Source organism: Afipia sp. MLSD5-FHT05B12, from assembly GCF_058793355.1.
This window is the reverse complement of sequence record NZ_JBXAFS010000004.1, coordinates 158633-175997: the sequence shown is the minus strand read 5'-3', so window position 1 is coordinate 175997 and position 17365 is coordinate 158633. Positions and strand designations below refer to the sequence as shown.

Here is a 17365-nt window from a genome sequence, read left to right as displayed (position 1 = left end):
AAACCGGGGCCTTAAGTTTGTCTGGAGAAACTTATCGGTATTTCTCAGTACTTCGCGACGACCGGGCCACCCCAGTTGAAGCGGTAGTTGACGCCAACCTTCACAGTGTGGAGGTCGTCCTTGTAGGACAGAGCCTGAGCGCCACCGTTGGTGTAGGCAACATTGGTGGTGTCGAAGTTATAGTACTGGTACTCAACCTTCGCCGACCAGGCCGGAGCGAACATGTATTCCAGACCGCCGCCGACGGTGTAGCCGGTCGAGTTGCGATCGGTCACGGCCGGCAGGAAGCCAGCGGTTGCCGCAAGGCCGTTGTCGTCACGGAACGCGACACCGCCCTTGGCGTAGATCAGGCCCGGACCCCAGGTGTAGCCGAGGCGGCCGGTGACCGAAGCGAGCCAGTCGGAACGGTCGCGGAACGAGTTCACGCCGCTGGTGAAGGTGCGGTCGCTGTTCGAGAGGCCGGAGATCTGGCCTTCGATACCCACCAGCCAGTTCGGAGCGAACTGGTAGTCGGCGCCGATCTGACCGCCGCCGAGGAAGGCTGCGTCGCGGTTGCTGCCGGTAAGGGTCGGGTCGGTGGTGGTGAAGCCGTTGTCACCGCCGAAAGCGGCGCCGATATGCACGCCGGCGTAGAAGCCGGTCCAGTTGTAGATCGGCGCGGCATAGACCGGCGCCTTGGTGTAGGTGCGGGCCGGCAGGTCAGCGGCGAATGACGCAGTTGAAGCCAGCAAAGCAGCCGAGAAAGCCGCGAGTGCGAAACGATTACCCATCTCTCTTCTCCCCATGTTGAGTTGGGCGGACCCTATTGGCCCCCCAGTTAATGAGAAATGTACAGAGGGCCGGGTCGGTTCCTACGCGGGGGAGCCGCCATTGCTTTCTCTTCCGACGTGACAAAAAAGACACGGCAGGGGCCGATTCCGAAAGGAAAGGTTAAGCATAACGTGGAGCGCGCCGCGCCCTGGGCCGTCTTCGGGACGATTGTCCGGCCTGCGGGCCGGGCCTCCCTCAGCATCCCCGGCAGATGCTCTTAAGCCGGCGAGACAGCATTTCGTCTTCTGCCTTCATTCCCTGCAAGGAATCCACCGGCCTTGGCTTTGCCTCGGCTGCCGCCTTTTTGGCGGCGAGCGCCTTGGCCTGGCGGTCGTAGCAGGCTTCCCGGTCCGGCTTTGAATCGATGAAGCGGCATTGCTCGACCTTCGCAAAGCCCGGAGAGATTCCAGTCAGCGCCAACACGGTGATTGAGATCTGGAAAAGTTTCATCGGGGGCTCGCTGTGGCCGATACGGAATTCCTTATGGCGCAATCAACGCTGCGAAGTCCACGGTTGTCCAACAAAGTAGGCCTCCGCGGGGCGTCGGAACAGCATTCAGGCTTCGGACTAAACCCGGAGATGACCGGACAGGAACCATGTTGCGCGTGGGTTGAGCGCGCGCGATAACTTACGGGGTATAATCCGTGACGGCACGCATCACATCCGGGAGCATCAAGTGACGCTCGGTTCGATGGCACGCGAGGCTTCAACGCAAGTCGATTTTCCGGGATTTAAGGCGGGTGCCCCCTGGTGGGGTGGTCACCTTCAAACCATCGCCGGCGCGCTACCCACGGCAAGTCCACGTGATCTCGATCGGTACCCAGGCAAGCGATTGTTCGCTCCCGTTCTGGACGGCACGGGAGACACCATGGTTGCAATGCTCCATCGTCCCATCTCCTCGGACACCGGCCGCTGCCTGGTCCTGCTGATTCATGGCGTGAGCGGCAGCGAAGACAGCAGCTACATTCTGCGCTCAGCGATTTATTTCCTGAATCTCGGCTATCCCGTCCTTCGCGCCAACCTGCGGGGTGCCGGTCCGTCGCGGCCGCTCTGCAAGCTTCAATATAATGCCGGCACGACCGACGATCTGGTTCACCTGGTGTCCATGGTGCCAGCCGATTTACGGTCCAACGGGATCGCTGCGCTGGGTTATTCCCTCGGCGCGAATGTGCTGCTGAAGTTTCTGGGCGAGCACGGCTCGTCAGTGCCTATAAAGGCTGCCATCGCCGTGTCTTCTCCCCTTGATCTGGCCGCCGTGTCCCGCCGGCTGATGCGATGGGACAACGCGCTGTTTCAATTCGCGATCCTCTCCCAGTTGAGGACGGAAAGCGTCAGGCCCGCCGCGGAGCTTTCAGAACAGGAACGGAATGCGGCTCTCGGGGCCCGCACCATCTGGGATTTCGATCAGGCCTTTACCGCACCCCGTAACGGCTTTCGCGATGCGGAGGACTATTATACGCGCTCATCATGCGCACCATTTCTGGAACACATAGCTGTCCCTACGCTCGTGATTCACGCCGCTAACGATCCGATCGTCCCGAACGAGGCTTATCTTCAATACAGGTGGGGCAGGAATCCAAAACTGGTTCGGCTGCTTTCGCAATCCGGAGGTCACTGCGGATTTCGGGGAGCCGATCGCCATGCCTCCTGGCATGACGTCTGCGCCGCCCGCTTTCTGAAAAGCATCGCGCAAACTTAGTCGGATTAATTGTAACTCCCTGATCGTGGCCCCAATCTCGTTCCATGCGCAGCATGCGTGCGATGCGCCCCTTTTGCGCAAGCGCACCCACAGCCTTGTCCGTGATCCTGACAGCGCTAGTTGTGGCCATCCAATTCGTTGATCAACTTGCGAGCTTCATCGCGTTCCGGAATCGGACGCCCGCTGTCGCGCCACTCGATCGCAGCCTTGAACCCATGCTTCTGCGCGTAGCGCCTGAACCACAGGCCTTCCGGATTATGGCGCGTAATGCCGTCGAACAGGGTCGCAAGCGATTGCGTCTGTTCGAGGCCCATGTTCAGCATCACCTGGTTGACGACCATCTTGTGCATGGCGAGGTGGCTCTTCGGCACGCCGGCGATCCGGTCCGCGAGCTTTCGCGTCGCTGCCTCGAGCTGCTCCGCCGGAACGCAGGCGTTCGCCAGGCCCCACTCCGCCGCCGTCCGGCCGTCGATCATGTTGCCGGTGAACATCATCTCCTTGGCGCGAGAAGGCCCAAGCTTGAACGTCCACATCGCGGTGGTAGGACATCCCCAGACGCGCGTTGGCATGTAACCGATCCGGGCATCCTCGGCCATAACGATCAGGTCGCAGCAGAGTGCGATGTCGCTGCCGCCCGCGACCGCAGCGCCGTGGATCTTGGCGATAGTTGGCTTCGAGCACCTCCACAGGCTCATGAAGTTCTCGGTGTTCTTCTTCATGAAGGCATAGTCGACCATCGGGTCCCAGGGCTCGCTCTCCTGCTGGCAGGGGTGCTCGATCTCGCTCTCCGCGTACGCGACAAGATCGTACCCACCGCAGAAGCCCTTGCCGGCGCCTTCGATCACGATGACGTGGACGTTGTCGTTCTTCTCCGCCCACTCGATAGCGGCCCTAATTTCTCCAGGCATTGCGTCGTCGATAGCGTTGAAGCGTTCAGGGCGGTCGAGGACGAGACGCGCGATGCGGGGAGCGTCTTCGCGGACTGCGATGTTGAGGCTAGAAAAATTCGGCAAGGGACCCTCCCAAGGTTAAACAGTCAGAGTTGACTGTAGCACTCGTGATGATACAGTCAACGCTGACGGTCAGGAGGAGGGGCATGCCCAGAACGACGAAAAGCGGAGGCGTGGCCGGGGGGGCCGAGACCACACGGTCACGGATCCTGAACTCCGCCGTCGAATGCCTGATCGAGACCGGCGTCGCCGGCACGACGACGCTCGCCGTGCAGCATCGGGCGGAAGTCAGCCGCGGCGCCCTCCTCCATCATTTCCCAACACACGCCTCCCTGTTAGCCGCGAGCGTGGCCGAACTGGTCCGCCGCAACGAGAGAGCCGTGTCGAAGAGCCGCGCCGCGGCCGGTCCAGCGGATACGCTAGTGGCGGCCGTTGAGGCGCTTGCCTTCGCTGCGCGTCAGCCGGCCTATCTCACGGAGCTCGAGCTCTGGACGGTCGCGCGCACCGACGCGGCGTTGAGGCAGGCCTTGATCGCGGCCGAACGTAGCGCGCGTCGCGATCTCGACCGCGTCTATTTCCAGCTCTTCGGCGCATGGACGGATTCCGAAGCCTACGACGACGTCATCGCGCTGACGCTCCATTTCATCAGAGGTCTCGCGATTTCCGATACTCTCCGCAGTTCGGCGGGACGGCGCGAACGTCTTGTCGCCGTCTGGGCCGATGCGATGCGGAAGTTGCTCGAAACGAACACGAAGATGCGACCAAAGCAAAAAAACGAGCGAGGATGAGTATGAACGGGACGAGGCTTCTCGAATCCTATTGGACGGCCGATACGACGCGACCGATCCTCGATGTCAGCATCGGCCGGACGCTCGCCGCGACGGCCGACGCGGTGCCTGACCGCACCGCGCTGATCGAGGTCGGGCCGACCTCGATGCCATCGCCCGTGGGAGCCCCGCATGCCGATCGACGGTGGACGTACGCTCAGTTGCAGAACGACGCGAGACGTTGCGCGAGTTGGCTGCTGCGGAGGTTCGAGACCGGCGACCGCATCTGCGTATGGGCACCGAACGTGCCCGAGTGGGTCGTCCTTCAATACGGCGCAGCGCTCGCCGGGATGATCCTGGTGACTGCCAATCCTGCGTTCAAGCCGAGCGAGCTCGAATTCGTGCTGCGCCAGTCCAGATCGTCCGCGCTCTTCCATCTGTCGAACTTCCGCGGCGTCGACACGGGTGCCGTGGCCCGCGACATGGAGAAAATCGGTCTGGTGCGGTACTCCTTCGAAGGCTGGCTCGACGAGATCCGGAGCACGCCGACGACGGCGTTGCCCGAGATCGACCCGGGGCATCCCGCTCAGATCCAATACACGTCCGGGACCACGGGCCAGCCCAAGGGCGCGCTTCTGCATCACCGCGGCCTGGTGACAAATGCGAGCTACGTGTCGGCCAGGGCCGGACTCGAAGACAGCGTTCTGCTCAGCCCGATGCCGCTCTTCCATACCGCCGGATCGGTGATGAGCGTCCTGGGAAGTCTGACATCGCGCGCGACGCTGGTGCTCCCGTTGTTTTTCGATCCCCAGACGGTTCTGCAGGCCGTCGAAACGACGAAAGCGCAGGTCATCTTCGGCGTTCCGACGATGCTGCTTGCACTGATCGACGCGATGAAGACCGGCCCGCGCGATCTGTCGTCGCTGCGCGTCGCGTTGTCCGGTGGCGCGCCGGTCTCTCCGGAGATTCATCGCCGCGTGAAGGAAGCGCTCAGCCTTCCCGTCCTCACCGTCTTCGGTCAGACCGAGCTCAGCCCGATCGCCGCGCAGACAAGCGTCGACGATCCGGAGACTGAGCTTGTCCATACGGTCGGAAAGCCGCTCTGGAACGTCGAGATGCGCATCGCGGATCCGGTCGACCTCCGCGTGCTACCGACCGGCATCGAAGGCGAGATTCAGGTCCGCGGGTACCAGACCATGATCGGCTATTTCGATGCGCCGGAAGACACGCGGCAGGCCGTCACGTCGGATGGATGGTTACGCACCGGCGATCTCGGGACGCTGGACGAGCGGGGCTACCTGCGCGTCACCGGCCGCCTGAAAGACATGATCATCCGTGGCGGAGAAAACATCTACCCGGTCGAGATCGAGGCCTGCCTGCTCGGGCATCCCGACGTCGCAGACGCAGCGGTGTTCGGGGCGCCGGACGAGAAATGGGGAGAGGTCGTCGCCGCGGCCGTCCGACTGACGTCGGATGCGTCCGGATGCGCGGAACGGTTGACTGCGCATTGCCGCGCGGCGATGGCGCACCATAAGGCGCCGACGCTCTGGTTTGCCTGCACCGAGTTTCCGCTGACCGCGTCCGGTAAGGTTCAGAAATTCAGGCTGCGGGAAGCGTTGGCCGCCGGCTCACTCTCTAAGCTGGACTAGCGGGCGGTCTTCAGCGGAATCGCCATGCCCAGTGAGGATCGGTACAAAATCGCGCTGCTGGCGGAGAGAGCGGGATTCGAACCCGCGATACGGTTTCCCGTATACACACTTTCCAGGCGTGCGCCTTCAACCACTCGGCCACCTCTCCACGCGCCTGTCATGAAGGGGCACGCGCCGTTTTGCAAGAGAGCGCGGGCGCTGGCCGGAAATATTCCGTAAATATTTGAAGTTCTACGGCTAATTGACCATCGGCCGGGGCTGGAAACGCGATGATTCGCGGATCCGGCCGCCGCCGAGGGGAGTTGCCCCCGCAACCCGCAACGGACGCACGACCGGAGGCAAGATGCTCGGCCCGATCCCGACATGCGCGTTTTCCAGCGCATCGATAAAGTCGGAGAACCAGCGATGGATGGTGCCGGCACGCAGCCTGGTCATCATCGCCTCCCATCGCATCCGGCGCTCGTTTGCCGGCATCGACAAAGCGACGGCGATGGTCCGCGCCATCCCGTCGATGTCATGCGGATTGACCAGGAGCGCGGTGTCGAGTTCGTTCGCGGCGCCGGCGAATTTCGACAGCACGAGCACACCGGGATCGATCGGATTCTGGGCCGCGACATATTCCTTGGCGACAAGGTTCATGCCGTCGTGCAGCGGCGTCACCACACCGACCTGCGCGGCGCGGTAGAATCCGGCAAGCACGGTCTGGCTGAAGCCCTTGTTGAGATAACGGATCGGCGTCCAGTCCACCTCGCCGTGTCGGCCGTTGACGTCCGTCACCTGCTTCGACAATTCATCCTGCAAGTTGCTGTAGGCCTCGATGCCGCCGCGCGACGGGGTCGCGATCTGTAACAGCGAGACCGACCGCTTCAGCGAGGGCTGGAGTTCGAACAGGCGATCGAACGCGCTGATGCGATTGCCCAGACCCTTGGAGTAATCGACGCGATCGACCCCGATCGCGAGCCGTTCACCGTGAAGGCTCTTGCGCAGCCGCGACACATCCGGATGCGACGCCGCGCGCTGGGCTTGCGCTGCGAATCCATCGACATCGATGCCGATCGGGAATACCGCGAGGCGCGAGATACCAAACCGCGACGTGACGATGCCGTCATCAATCTCGAGACCGATCTCCGCTCGCAGATAGCTTGCGAAGTTTTCGCAATCGTCCTCGGTCTGGAAGCCGATCAGGTCATAGGCGAGCATCGCTTCGACCAGGTCGCGGTGATGCGGAACGCCGGCAATCACGCGGCGCGCCGGCCACGGCGTATGGAGAAAGAAGCCAAGCGGATTGCGAACACCAAGCTCGCGCATCTCCGCACCCAGCGTGAGAAGGTGATAATCCTGAACCCAGAACGCGGCGGTCGGCTTGTTGAAGCGCATCAGCGCACGCGCCATGAAGGCGTTCACTTCGCGATAGGACTGATAATCATCCTGAGAGACGCGGATCAGATCGTTGCGTGAATGCAGCGCGGGCCATAACGCGGAATTCGCGAAGCCTTCGTAATAACCGCCGTAATGCGCCGCAGGAAGATCAAGCAGCGCCAGCGCGCCAGCGCCGAGCGATTCGATTTCAGCGAAAGAATCCTTGGATAGATTATCGCGAACGCGGCCGGACGATCCGACCCAGATCGCACCTGATTGTTCCACCACTGGCAGCAACGCCGCCGCCAGTCCACCGGTCATTGGCTCATTTACTTTTGCGCGTGCGACCCGATTGGAGACGACGACGAGATCCACAGGGTGCCCTCCCTAGTTTCGCAAACGCAACACCAACGCCTGTTCATCAATATGGTTCCTCGCCACCCTTCGGACTGATTGACGTCGAATTTGACTGGCGCGAGATGGAACCAAGTTCCATTGCGTGAAGGGTGGCCGATTAAAAACGATTTGCCTAGTCTTGACACATTCGGAATCGCGCGACGCGCATCCATGCAAAATACCACCGCGCATTTCGGATCTCACGTTATGAAAGTGGAATCTGATTCAACCGCGCGCATGGTTGCAACGTTAACTGCGCCAGTAGCGATCTTCCCAGTTACGCGACAACTTCATGCCGGTGAGAATGAGTCCCGCCATCGAATAGGTCTGCGGGAAGTTTCCGAACAGCGCGCCGGTTTTCGGATCGATGTCTTCCGACAACAGACCGTAGCGATTACGATGCGACAGCGCATCGGCGAATGCCTCGCGCGCCTCTTCGCGCCGTCCCTGCTGCCACCATGCATCGATCAGCCAGAACCGGCAGATCAGAAACGCCGTCGCCGGCAGTCCGAAGTCGTCTTCCGCCGCGTAGCGCATCATATGCTTCTCGCGCAGCAGTTCGCGTTCCATCGCGGCCACGGTCTTGATGAAACGCGGATCGTCGACCTCGCAAACGCCGAGATCCGGAAGGAGCAAAACGCTGGCGTCGAGGTCATCGGAGCCGAAAGCAGCGGTGAACGCTTCACGTTTCGGATTCCACGCCTTGTCGAGCAGTTCCTTGTGAATCGGATCGGCGATCGAATTCCAGTAGGCGGCGCGGTCGTGCAGGCCGAGCCGCGCGGCGATGGAGGCGAGCCGGTTGACCCCCGCCCAACACATCGCCGCCGAGTGAGTGTGGACACGCTGGCGTCCGCGATATTCCCAGATACCGGCGTCCGGCTGCAGCGCGACGCTGGCGGCTTTCTCTCCAAGATCCTCGAGCAGGTGGAACAGCTTCTCGCCACCGGGCGTCGGCAGACGGCGGTCGAAGAACAGCGGCAATGCGGCCAGGATCACGCTGCCATAGGTGTCGTGCTGGCTCTGTTCGACGGCGGCGTTGCCGACGCGCACGGGGCCGTCACCGCGATAACCCTTGAGATCGGTTGCGATCCATTCGTCGAGCGGCAGGTTCGGCACCACGCTGTAAACCGGCTTCAGCGGACCATCCGCATTGGCTGCGATCGACAACGTGAAACCGATGAAATCTTCCATCGTCTGCGTCGCGCCGACGCGGTTCAGCGCCTTCACCACGAAGTAGGCATCGCGCAGCCAGCAGAAGCGATAATCCCAGGTGCGGCCCGAGCCCGGCGCTTCCGGGATCGACGTGGTGTGCGCGGCGATGATCCCGCCGGTTTCCTCGAAATTCGACAGCTTCAGCGTGATCGCGGCGCGAATGATCGCTTCCTGATAGTCATAGGAGATATAGAGACGCCGCACCCAATGCAGCCAATAAGCCTTGGTCTGTTCGGCGAAGGAGGCCGCGGTCGCCGCGAGATCGCCGGGATACGGCTCGTCGTGGCCGAACACCATATGCACCGGCCGCGTCAGCACGAACGGCGTTTCATGCTCGATCATGGCAATCGGCGCATCGGTGGTGACGCGGACGGTGGATTCTTCCTCGACATAGCGGATGTGATTGCTGCCAAGCGAGCTTCGCTTCAGCGGCTTGCCGTAGGAATGGGTGGGACGCACGCGAATCGTGATGCGCGGCAGTCCGGCAATCGGCTCGATGATGCGGAACAGCTGCGGCGGCCGGAACATGCGGCCATACTGCCGGAAGCGCGGCGCGAAATCCGTGATCCGGACGGCGTTGCCCTTGGCGTCCGTCAGAATGGTCTCGACCAAAGCGGTATTGCGAACGTAGTCGGATTTGTAATCCACCATGCCGTCCAGCACGACGTCGCTGAAACCCTTCTCCTCGTCGCCAGCAAGCAGGCGGGAAAATACCGGATCGGCATCGAAGCGCGGGAAGCACCACCACACCAGCCGCGACGTTGGATCGACCAGCGCGGCCGTTTTGCAGTTGCCGATCACCGCCAGATCGAGGCCGTGGTCGATCCTCGCGCCTGCTTCAGCCTGGGACTGGGTCATTGCCTTGGGAATGTTCATTGCGCCGCCATCGCCTCGTCATCGAGCAACTGTGTCAGCCAGGTGCGGACGTCTTTCGGAGCCCCGAACTGCCCGTCGACACCCTGAGCGCGGCGGCCCACCGAGAACGATACGCCGCGGAACGCCGGCATGATGGCGAACACCGATTCATCGGTGACGTCATCACCGATGAAAATGGGATTGCGGCCGGAGAACGGCGCATGATTCATCAATTCGCGAACGCCGGTCGCCTTGGTGAAGCCCGCCGGCTTGATTTCGCACACGAACTTTCCGGGCAGGACCTCGATCGGCGCCTGTGGAAGATCGGCGCGGATCGCGGATACCGCTTCGTAGATGGTGCGCTCGAACTGCGGCGCCAGCCGGTAATGCAGCGCGATCGAATAACCCTTGTCCTCATACAGGATGCCGGGGCTGAGATGCGAGATCGCGATGAACCGCCGTTTCAGATCGTTATCCATGGGCGGCGCATGCGACGCCACCGCTTCGCTCTCGATCGACAGCCGCATCTCCGCGCCATGACCGCCGACCGCGGGAAACTGCAACGGCGCAAAGATGACATCGATGTCGGTCAGCGAGCGGCCGCTGACCAGCGCCAGCGCACCGTCCAGACGGTCATGCAGCGCCTGGAGCGTGCGTCCCAGATTCGGCGGCACCACGACGTCACGCGGCGTCGGCGCCAGCTCAAGCAGGGTGCCGTCGATATCGAGCAACAGAGCCGTCTGGTCGAGATCCGGCGCAACTCCCGCCGGTGCAGGCAACGTATCTCCGGCGCCCTTTGCCGGTTTTTTTTCAATCACGCTATGATCCATCAGTGACTCCGCGCAGCGAGCGGCCGCGCAACCTCTTCCAGTGATTTGCACTCGGCATCGATGCAATGGCGCCAAGCGATGAGCGCAGCGGCGACCATCAGGACCGATCCGAGCAGATAGCCGGCGAACACGCTGTTGCGCGAACCGGTGTCGATCAGAACTCCAAACAGCGCCGGCCCGGCGACGCCGCCGATGCCGGTGCCGATCGCATAGAACAGCGCAATGGCCAGAGCGCGGACCTCGAGCGGAAAGGTTTCGCTCACAGTGAGATACGCGGCACTGGCCGCCGGCGACGCAAAGAAGAAGATCACCATCCAGGCGACCGTCTGGGTTTGCGCAGAGAGCACGCCGATCGAGAACAGATAACCTGACACGGCAAGCAGGATACCCGACACGCTGTAGGTCAGCGCGATCATGGTGCGCCGTCCCACCGTGTCGAACAACGATCCGAGCACCAGCGGCCCGAGAAAGTTTCCGGCGGCGAACGGCAGAATATACCAGCCGACATGGGCGGCGGGGATAGCGAAGAAATCTGTCAAAACCAAAGCATAGGTGAAGAAAATCGCATTGTAGAAGAACGCCTGTGCCACCATCAGTGACAGGCCCATCAGCGAACGGCCGCGGTAAGTATGGAACAGGGTGTCAGCGACCTCGCGCAGCGGCGTATGCGTTCGCATTGTCAGTCTGATCTTCGGCAATGGATGATCGGGTTTGCCGCCGCCGGGTACCGCGCGTTCGATGTCCGCGACGATTTTCACGGCGCGCTCGGGATGACCGTGAATCATCAGCCAGCGCGGGCTTTCGGGAATCCATAACCGCATCACGAATACGACCAGACCAAGGCCCGCGCCGGTCAAAAACGCCAGCCGCCAGCCCAGTTCAGGATCGATCACCTCGGGATCGAGCAGCGCGATCGCACTCACCGCGCCGATGGCGGCGCCGATCCAGAAGCTGCCGTTGACGATCAGATCGGTGCGGCCGCGATAGCGCGCGGGGACGAGTTCCTGAATCGTCGAATTGATCGCGGTGTATTCGCCGCCGATCCCTGCGCCGGTGATGAATCGAAACAGCGCGAAGCTCGCAAGATTCCACGAGAACGCCGTTGCCGCTGTCGCCGTGAGGTAGACCGCCAGCGTGACGAAGAACAATCTCTTGCGTCCGATGCGATCGGTCAGCCAGCCGAAGCCGATGGCGCCGAGTACCGCGCCCGCGAGATAGGCGCTGGTCGCAATGCCGATATCGGTGTTGCTGAAATTGAGAACCGGGCTGGCTTTCAGCGCGCCCGACAATGCACCCGCCAGTGTTACCTCGAGCCCATCGAGAATCCATGTGATGCCGAGCGCCGCGATCACGCGGGTATGAAAGCCGCCCCATGGCAGCGAATCCAGCCGTGCGGGAATATCGGTCTCGACGGCACCCTGTGCGCGCGCGACGGAAACAGGAGCGCTTTCTTGCTGTGAGATTTGTGCCGGGGACATCTGGATGTTTGTCAAAACTGACATCCCACCGTCCTTTTCACCGGTTTCACTCTCGGCCTTTCGATTGGACGCCGTAACCGGCGAAACGGATGGCAGGCAGCCGCCACGGCGATGGAGGGTTCGGAACCTGGAACCTGTCTCCCGAAACGGCAACAATTTCAGCGGGAAGGCCTGGAACCGCCCGTTCCACGCCTTTCCGCCGGACGGCAGGTACATCCGCCGCCGTCCTTCAAGACAACACCGGCATGAGGCGGAGGTTCCAATTGGAACCCGCCCCGGGGGCTCAATGCGACATGGCTCCAAATGAAATCAGGCCGCGCGCGGGCGGTATCAGCTCTCTTTATATCTTCATAAGTGAGCGTAGCCCGGATGGAGCGCAGCAATTTCCACCCGTCATTCCGGGATGCACCGAAGGTGCAGGCCCGGAATCCATGGTTGCGGGAATCTGGTGAGTGGTTGTGGATTCCGGGCTCGCGCAAAGATGCGCGCCCCGGAATGACGGCGGATAATGTTGAGCGCTTCAACACACCCGATGTCGTCCCCGCGAAGGCGGGGACGACAGGGTGAGAGTTGGGCACGACACATCAACACAGGCGATCGTTATCACCGGGCATAGCCGTTCGACGATTGGATCGAGATCGCGGACAATTACCCGCTCAGGAAGTATGGGTCCCTGCCGGAGCCCGTCATCGGGCCGGCGAAGCCGGACCCGTTGGCGGGGACGACACGGTGAGAGATTAGGCATGCCATCGCAACACCCAAGACCGCGGGCACCAGACAGCCGTCCTTCGCATCTGCGAGATCGGCTCTCCCTCAACTCCGTCCTGTAAGCCAGGCGCCCTGCTGCCGGGCGGGCCCTTGCACAAAATAACCACCCAATGACATCCGCGATAAAAATCGAAGTTGCAAAGTTTTGCGCGCCGGTTGTTAATTAGAACAATTACAAAAAACGTTTTTCCGGAAATCACTGGGGAGGTGCTTGTGTCTACAGTCAAACTAACGGTCAACGGCAAGGCGGTGTCTGCCGATGTCGAGGATCGAACCCTGCTGGTCCACCTGCTGCGCGACCATCTCGGGCTTACCGGCACGCATGTCGGATGCGACACCAGCCAGTGCGGCGCCTGCATCGTCCATATCGACGGACGCGCGGTGAAATCCTGCACCACCCTGGTCGGTCAGGCCAACGGCACCAGCGTCACCACTATCGAGGGCATTTCGAACGGCGACACCCTGCATCCGATGCAGGCCGCCTTCCGCGACAATCACGGGCTCCAGTGCGGCTACTGCACGCCCGGCATGATCATGTCGGCCATCGACATCGTGCAGCGCCATCCCACCGGGCTCGACGAGGAAACCGTTCGCCATGAGCTGGAAGGCAACATCTGCCGCTGCACCGGCTACCACAACATCGTCAAATCGGTGCTCGACGCCGCCGGACGCATGAAGGTCGCCGCCGCCGCGGAATAATCCGCGACGACGACTCAAATCAGATGTGCAGCTGCCCGCGCTACTCGCGCGATCAAGGCAGCCCTTATGGAAAGGTCGGGATTATGAGTGTTGAAGGTATCGGCGCACGGGTCACGCGCAAGGAAGACAAGCGTTTCATCACCGGCAAGGGCAAATACACCGACGACGTCCGCCTTCACGGCATGACCTACGCGTCGTTCGTCCGCAGCCCGCACGCCCACGCGAAAATCAAACGCATCGACGTCACCGCCGCCAAGGCGATGCCGGGCGTGGTCGATGTTCTGACCGGCCAGCAGCTCGTTGACGACAAGATCGGCAACCTGATCTGCGGCTGGATGATCCATTCCAAGGACGGCTCGCCGATGAAAATGGGCGCGTGGCCGGCCATGGCGCCGGAGACCGTGCGCTTTGTCGGAAATGCCGTCGCGGTTGTCATCGCGGAAACGCGCAATCAGGCGCGCGACGCGGCGGAAGCCGTCGAAGTGACCTACGAAGAACTGCCCGCAGCCGCGGATATCCGGTCAGCCATCGCATCCGGCGCGCCGCAGCTTCATCCCGAAGCGCCCGGCAACGTCATCTATGACTGGAGCATCGGCGACGAAGCCGCCACCGGCGAGGCCTTCAAGAAGGCCGCCAATGTTGTGACAATGGACATCACCAACAACCGGCTGGTGCCGAATGCGATGGAGCCGCGGGCGGCGGTCGCGGAATACGATTCCGCCGAAGAACACTTCACTCTTTATACAACGTCGCAAAATCCGCACGTCGCACGCCTCGTGCTGTCGGCATTCTATAACGTCGCGGCCGAGAACAAGCTGCGCGTGATCGCGCCCGATGTCGGCGGCGGCTTCGGCTCCAAGATCTTCATCTATCCCGAGGAAATGGTGGCGCTGTGGGCCTCCAAGCGCACCGGCCGTCCGGTGAAGTGGACATCCGACCGCACCGAGGCGTTCCTCACCGACGCACACGGCCGCGACCACATCACCAAGGCCGAGATGGCGTTCGACAAGGACAACAAGATCATCGGTCTGCGGGTAAAAACCCACGCCAATCTCGGCGCCTACATGTCGCTGTTCTCGTCGTCGGTGCCGACCTATCTCTACGCCACGCTGCTGTCGGGCCAGTACAACATCCCGAACATCTACGCCGAGGTGATCAGCGTCTACACCAACACCACGCCGGTCGATGCCTATCGCGGCGCGGGCCGGCCCGAAGCTTCTTTCGTCATGGAGCGGATGATGGAAACCGCGGCGCGGCAGCTCAAGGTCGATCCGGCCGAACTGCGGCGCAAGAATTTCATCACCAGCTTCCCGCATCAGACGCCGGTGATCATGGCGTATGACGCCGGAGACTTTAATGCCTCGCTCGACGCGGCGCTGAAAGCCATCGACTATGCCGGCTTCCCGTTACGCAAGGAAACGGCAAGGAAGGCAGGCAAGCTGCGCGGCATCGGCTTCTCCTGCTACATCGAGGCCTGCGGCATCGCGCCGTCGAAAGCCGTCGGCAGCCTCGGCGCGGGCGTCGGTCTGTGGGAATCCTGCGAGGTGCGGGTCAACCCCGTCGGCACCGTCGAGATCCTGACCGGATCGCACAGCCACGGCCAGGGCCACGAGACGACGTTTGCTCAGGTCGTCGCGGACCGTCTCGGCATCCCAATTGGTCAAGTATCGATTGTTCACGGCGACACCGACAAGGTGCAGTTCGGCATGGGTACTTACGGCTCACGCTCCGGCGCGGTCGGCATGTCCGCCATCGTCAAGGCCATGGAGAAGGTCGAGGCCAAGGCGAAGAAAATCGTCGCGCATCAGCTTGAAGCCTCGGAAAACGACATCGTCATCGAGAACGGCGAGTTCAAGGTCACCGGCACCGACAAGGCGATCGCGCTGCCGATGGTCGCGCTCGCCGCCTATACCGCGCACAACCTGCCGGACGGCATGGAGCCCGGCCTGAAGGAGACCGCATTCTACGATCCGACCAACTTCACCTTCCCCGCAGGCGCTTATGTCTGCGAGGTCGATGTCGATCCCGGCACCGGCAAGACGGACATTGTCAACTTCGTCGCGGCCGATGACTTTGGACGGCTGATCAATCCGATGATCGTCGAAGGCCAGGTCCACGGCGGCCTGGCGCAGGGCATCGGACAGGCGCTGCTGGAAGGCGCGGTCTATGACAAGAGCGGTCAGCTCGTGACGGCATCGTTCATGGATTACGCCATGCCGCGCGCATCCGACCTGCCCTCGTTCAAGGTCTCGCACACCATGACGCCATGCCCGAGCAATCCGCTCGGCATCAAGGGATGCGGCGAAGCCGGTGCTATCGGCTCGACGCCCGCCGTGATCAACGCCATCACCGACGCCATCGGAAACAACAAGCTGGAAATGCCGGCCTCGCCCGACCGGGTGTGGCACGCCATTCATCAGCAACAGGCCGCAGAGTAAGGAGGCACGACCATGTACGAGACCACTTATCATCGCGCCTCCAGCGTCGAAAACGCGCTCGATCTGTTCAAGAAGGGGTCGGACGCAAAATATCTCGCCGGCGGCCAGACCTTGCTGCCGGTGATGAAACAGCGCCTCGCGCAGCCATCCGACGTGATCGACCTCGCGCGCATTCCGGGACTGGCCGGGGTGTCAGCCACGGCCGATGCGCTCGTCATCAAGGCGGCGACGACGTATTACGACATCCTCAGCAGCGCGGACGCAAAGAAGGCGATCCCCGCCATCGTGCATCTGACCTCGGTGCTCGGCGATCCCGCCGTGCGCTATCGCGGCACCATCGGCGGCTCGATCGCCAACAACGATCCGGCAGCAGATTTTCCTGCGGCGCTCGTGGCGCTCGATGCCACGGTGAAAACCAGCAAGCGCAGCATCAAGGCCGGCGATTTCTTCCAGGGCCTGTTCACCACCGCGCTGGAAGACGGCGAGATCATCACCGAGGTCTCGTTCCCGATTCCGGCCAAGGCTGCCTACGCGAAGATGCGCCATCCAGCCTCACGTTTCGCACTGACCGGCGTCTTCGTCGCCAAATTGAAGTCGGGAGATGTGCGCGTCGCCGCCACCGGCGCATCGCAAAACGGCGTGATGCGTGTCCCGGCCATCGAGGCGGCGCTGAAAGCCAACTGGTCCCCCGGCGCCATCGACAGCGTGACGATTTCAGCCGACGGGCTGATGGAGGACATCCACGGCTCGGCCACGTACCGCGCCAACCTCGTCAAGGTGATGGCGCAACGTGCTGTCGCCGCGGCGGGCTGACAAATCCGCTGACCAAATGAGAAAGGCCGCCCGAAGGGCGGCCTTTCTGTTTCACGAACGACAAGGATTTACTCGACGATCTGCACGACACGGCGAGTCCGCGGATCGACCAGCACCGTGCGGTCGTTCACCACCGTGTAGCGATAACCGCGCGCGCCATACTCTTCTGGAACGTCGTAGTAGGTCACACCTTCCTCCGGAAGCACGACACCAACCGCGAGATCGCTCTGATACCGGTAGGACGGGCGCCGCTGCTCGACCACGTAATTTCGGAAGCGCGGACGCTGATCGACGCCCAGCACGCCAGCTACGCCGCCGACCACACCGCCAACGGTGCCGCCGACGATCGCCCCGACCGGCCCGCCCACGCGTTCGCCCTCGCGGGCTCCGCGCTCGACGCCGCCCGGAACGCCCTGCGCCGAAGCGGCCGCCGGAACGAGCGCGCCCGCAGAGATCAGCACCAAGGCAATGATGGTTCTCTTCATGTCCAAAACTCCCGATCAAGAATTACCGGGAAGCACAAGTAGCCAGCGGCCGGATAGTTCCTGCTCCGGCGGCCAGATCGCGGAATGGCCTTATTCTGATGGCAAACAGAGCACTTATTGATGGCTCTTTTGCCAGAACTGGCCTAAAGCACCCCCA

Annotated in this window: 14 protein-coding genes and 1 tRNA gene; 6 read left to right on the top strand and 9 right to left on the bottom strand. The window is 62.3% G+C overall.

Going from position 1 to position 17365, the window contains the following annotated elements; translation table 11 throughout:
• Positions 1–44: 44 nt before the first annotated feature.
• A complete protein-coding gene (locus AC1Q6J_RS07945) occupies positions 45–770 on the bottom strand; it encodes an outer membrane protein (RefSeq protein ID WP_492278771.1) in 726 nt (241 codons plus the stop codon).
• Positions 771–1005: 235 nt separating this feature from the next.
• Positions 1006–1260 carry a hypothetical protein gene (locus AC1Q6J_RS07940; protein WP_492278770.1) on the bottom strand — a complete coding sequence of 85 codons (255 nt, stop codon included), beginning with the start codon at positions 1258–1260 and terminating at the stop codon, positions 1006–1008.
• A gap of 226 nt (positions 1261–1486) precedes the next feature.
• On the opposite strand from AC1Q6J_RS07940, the gene AC1Q6J_RS07935 reads away from it, so the two are divergent.
• Entirely contained in the window at positions 1487–2509 is a 1023-nt protein-coding gene (locus AC1Q6J_RS07935) for a YheT family hydrolase (RefSeq protein ID WP_492278769.1), read from the top strand.
• Positions 2510–2625: 116 nt separating this feature from the next.
• Here the strand turns inward: AC1Q6J_RS07935 and AC1Q6J_RS07930 are convergent, their stop codons facing one another.
• Complete coding sequence (locus AC1Q6J_RS07930) at positions 2626–3522, bottom strand: crotonase/enoyl-CoA hydratase family protein (RefSeq protein WP_492278768.1); 897 nt, start codon at positions 3520–3522, stop codon at positions 2626–2628.
• 83 nt (positions 3523–3605) lie between these two features.
• Between AC1Q6J_RS07930 and AC1Q6J_RS07925 the strand changes: the two genes are divergently transcribed.
• Together AC1Q6J_RS07925 and AC1Q6J_RS07920 are read left to right on the top strand one after the other, a co-directional pair.
• Entirely contained in the window at positions 3606–4247 is a 642-nt protein-coding gene (locus tag AC1Q6J_RS07925) for a TetR/AcrR family transcriptional regulator (protein ID WP_492278767.1), read from the top strand.
• A gap of 2 nt (positions 4248–4249) precedes the next feature.
• Positions 4250–5875 (top strand): AMP-binding protein, encoded by a 1626-nt coding sequence (locus AC1Q6J_RS07920; RefSeq protein ID WP_492278766.1) that lies wholly within the window; start codon positions 4250–4252, stop codon positions 5873–5875.
• A gap of 58 nt (positions 5876–5933) precedes the next feature.
• Here the strand turns inward: AC1Q6J_RS07920 and AC1Q6J_RS07915 are convergent.
• From AC1Q6J_RS07915 to AC1Q6J_RS07895, 5 genes are all read right to left on the bottom strand, one after another.
• Positions 5934–6023: transfer RNA gene (locus AC1Q6J_RS07915), tRNA-Ser, on the bottom strand.
• 89 nt (positions 6024–6112) lie between these two features.
• Complete coding sequence (locus tag AC1Q6J_RS07910; RefSeq protein ID WP_492278765.1) at positions 6113–7609, bottom strand: alpha,alpha-trehalose-phosphate synthase (UDP-forming); 1497 nt, start codon at positions 7607–7609, stop codon at positions 6113–6115.
• A gap of 270 nt (positions 7610–7879) precedes the next feature.
• Complete coding sequence (locus AC1Q6J_RS07905) at positions 7880–9718, bottom strand: glycoside hydrolase family 15 protein (RefSeq protein ID WP_492278764.1); 1839 nt, start codon at positions 9716–9718, stop codon at positions 7880–7882.
• On the bottom strand, positions 9715–10527 hold the full coding sequence (gene otsB, locus AC1Q6J_RS07900) for a trehalose-phosphatase (protein ID WP_492278763.1): 813 nt from the start codon (positions 10525–10527) through the stop codon (positions 9715–9717). The genes AC1Q6J_RS07905 and otsB overlap by 4 nt, the downstream gene beginning before the upstream one ends.
• Positions 10527–12029 (bottom strand): MFS transporter, encoded by a 1503-nt coding sequence (locus AC1Q6J_RS07895; protein WP_492278762.1) that lies wholly within the window; start codon positions 12027–12029, stop codon positions 10527–10529. Before AC1Q6J_RS07895 ends, otsB begins: the two co-directional genes overlap by 1 nt.
• Before the next feature lie 957 nt (positions 12030–12986).
• Between AC1Q6J_RS07895 and AC1Q6J_RS07890 the strand changes: the two genes are divergently transcribed.
• The 3 genes from AC1Q6J_RS07890 to AC1Q6J_RS07880 all read left to right on the top strand — a co-directional run bounded on the left by AC1Q6J_RS07890 (position 12987) and on the right by AC1Q6J_RS07880 (position 16723).
• A complete protein-coding gene (locus AC1Q6J_RS07890; protein ID WP_492278761.1) occupies positions 12987–13472 on the top strand; it encodes a (2Fe-2S)-binding protein in 486 nt (161 codons plus the stop codon).
• An 83-nt stretch (positions 13473–13555) separates the two neighbouring features.
• Positions 13556–15910, top strand: a complete 2355-nt coding sequence (locus AC1Q6J_RS07885; RefSeq protein ID WP_492278760.1) for a xanthine dehydrogenase family protein molybdopterin-binding subunit — start codon at positions 13556–13558, stop codon at positions 15908–15910.
• Positions 15911–15922: 12 nt separating this feature from the next.
• Positions 15923–16723 carry an FAD binding domain-containing protein gene (locus AC1Q6J_RS07880; protein WP_492278759.1) on the top strand — a complete coding sequence of 267 codons (801 nt, stop codon included), beginning with the start codon at positions 15923–15925 and terminating at the stop codon, positions 16721–16723.
• A gap of 68 nt (positions 16724–16791) precedes the next feature.
• On the opposite strand, the gene AC1Q6J_RS07875 is transcribed toward AC1Q6J_RS07880, so the two are convergent.
• Complete coding sequence (locus tag AC1Q6J_RS07875) at positions 16792–17208, bottom strand: DUF1236 domain-containing protein (RefSeq protein WP_492278758.1); 417 nt, start codon at positions 17206–17208, stop codon at positions 16792–16794.
• Positions 17209–17365: the final 157 nt, after the last annotated feature.

Bases quoted from the DNA above. Each gene is read 5' to 3' on its own strand.
- AC1Q6J_RS07925 (WP_492278767.1), top strand. From the start codon at position 3,606: ATGCCCAGAACGACGAAAAGCGGAGGCGTGGCCGGGGGGGCCGAGACC.
- AC1Q6J_RS07875 (WP_492278758.1), bottom strand. From the start codon at position 17,208: ATGAAGAGAACCATCATTGCCTTGGTGCTGATCTCTGCGGGCGCGCTC.
- AC1Q6J_RS07895 (WP_492278762.1), bottom strand. From the start codon at position 12,029: ATGTCAGTTTTGACAAACATCCAGATGTCCCCGGCACAAATCTCACAG.
- AC1Q6J_RS07920 (WP_492278766.1), top strand. From the start codon at position 4,250: ATGAACGGGACGAGGCTTCTCGAATCCTATTGGACGGCCGATACGACG.
- AC1Q6J_RS07905 (WP_492278764.1), bottom strand. From the start codon at position 9,718: ATGAACATTCCCAAGGCAATGACCCAGTCCCAGGCTGAAGCAGGCGCG.
- otsB (WP_492278763.1), bottom strand. From the start codon at position 10,527: ATGGATCATAGCGTGATTGAAAAAAAACCGGCAAAGGGCGCCGGAGAT.
- AC1Q6J_RS07885 (WP_492278760.1), top strand. From the start codon at position 13,556: ATGAGTGTTGAAGGTATCGGCGCACGGGTCACGCGCAAGGAAGACAAG.
- AC1Q6J_RS07880 (WP_492278759.1), top strand. From the start codon at position 15,923: ATGTACGAGACCACTTATCATCGCGCCTCCAGCGTCGAAAACGCGCTC.
- AC1Q6J_RS07945 (WP_492278771.1), bottom strand. From the start codon at position 770: ATGGGTAATCGTTTCGCACTCGCGGCTTTCTCGGCTGCTTTGCTGGCT.
- AC1Q6J_RS07940 (WP_492278770.1), bottom strand. From the start codon at position 1,260: ATGAAACTTTTCCAGATCTCAATCACCGTGTTGGCGCTGACTGGAATC.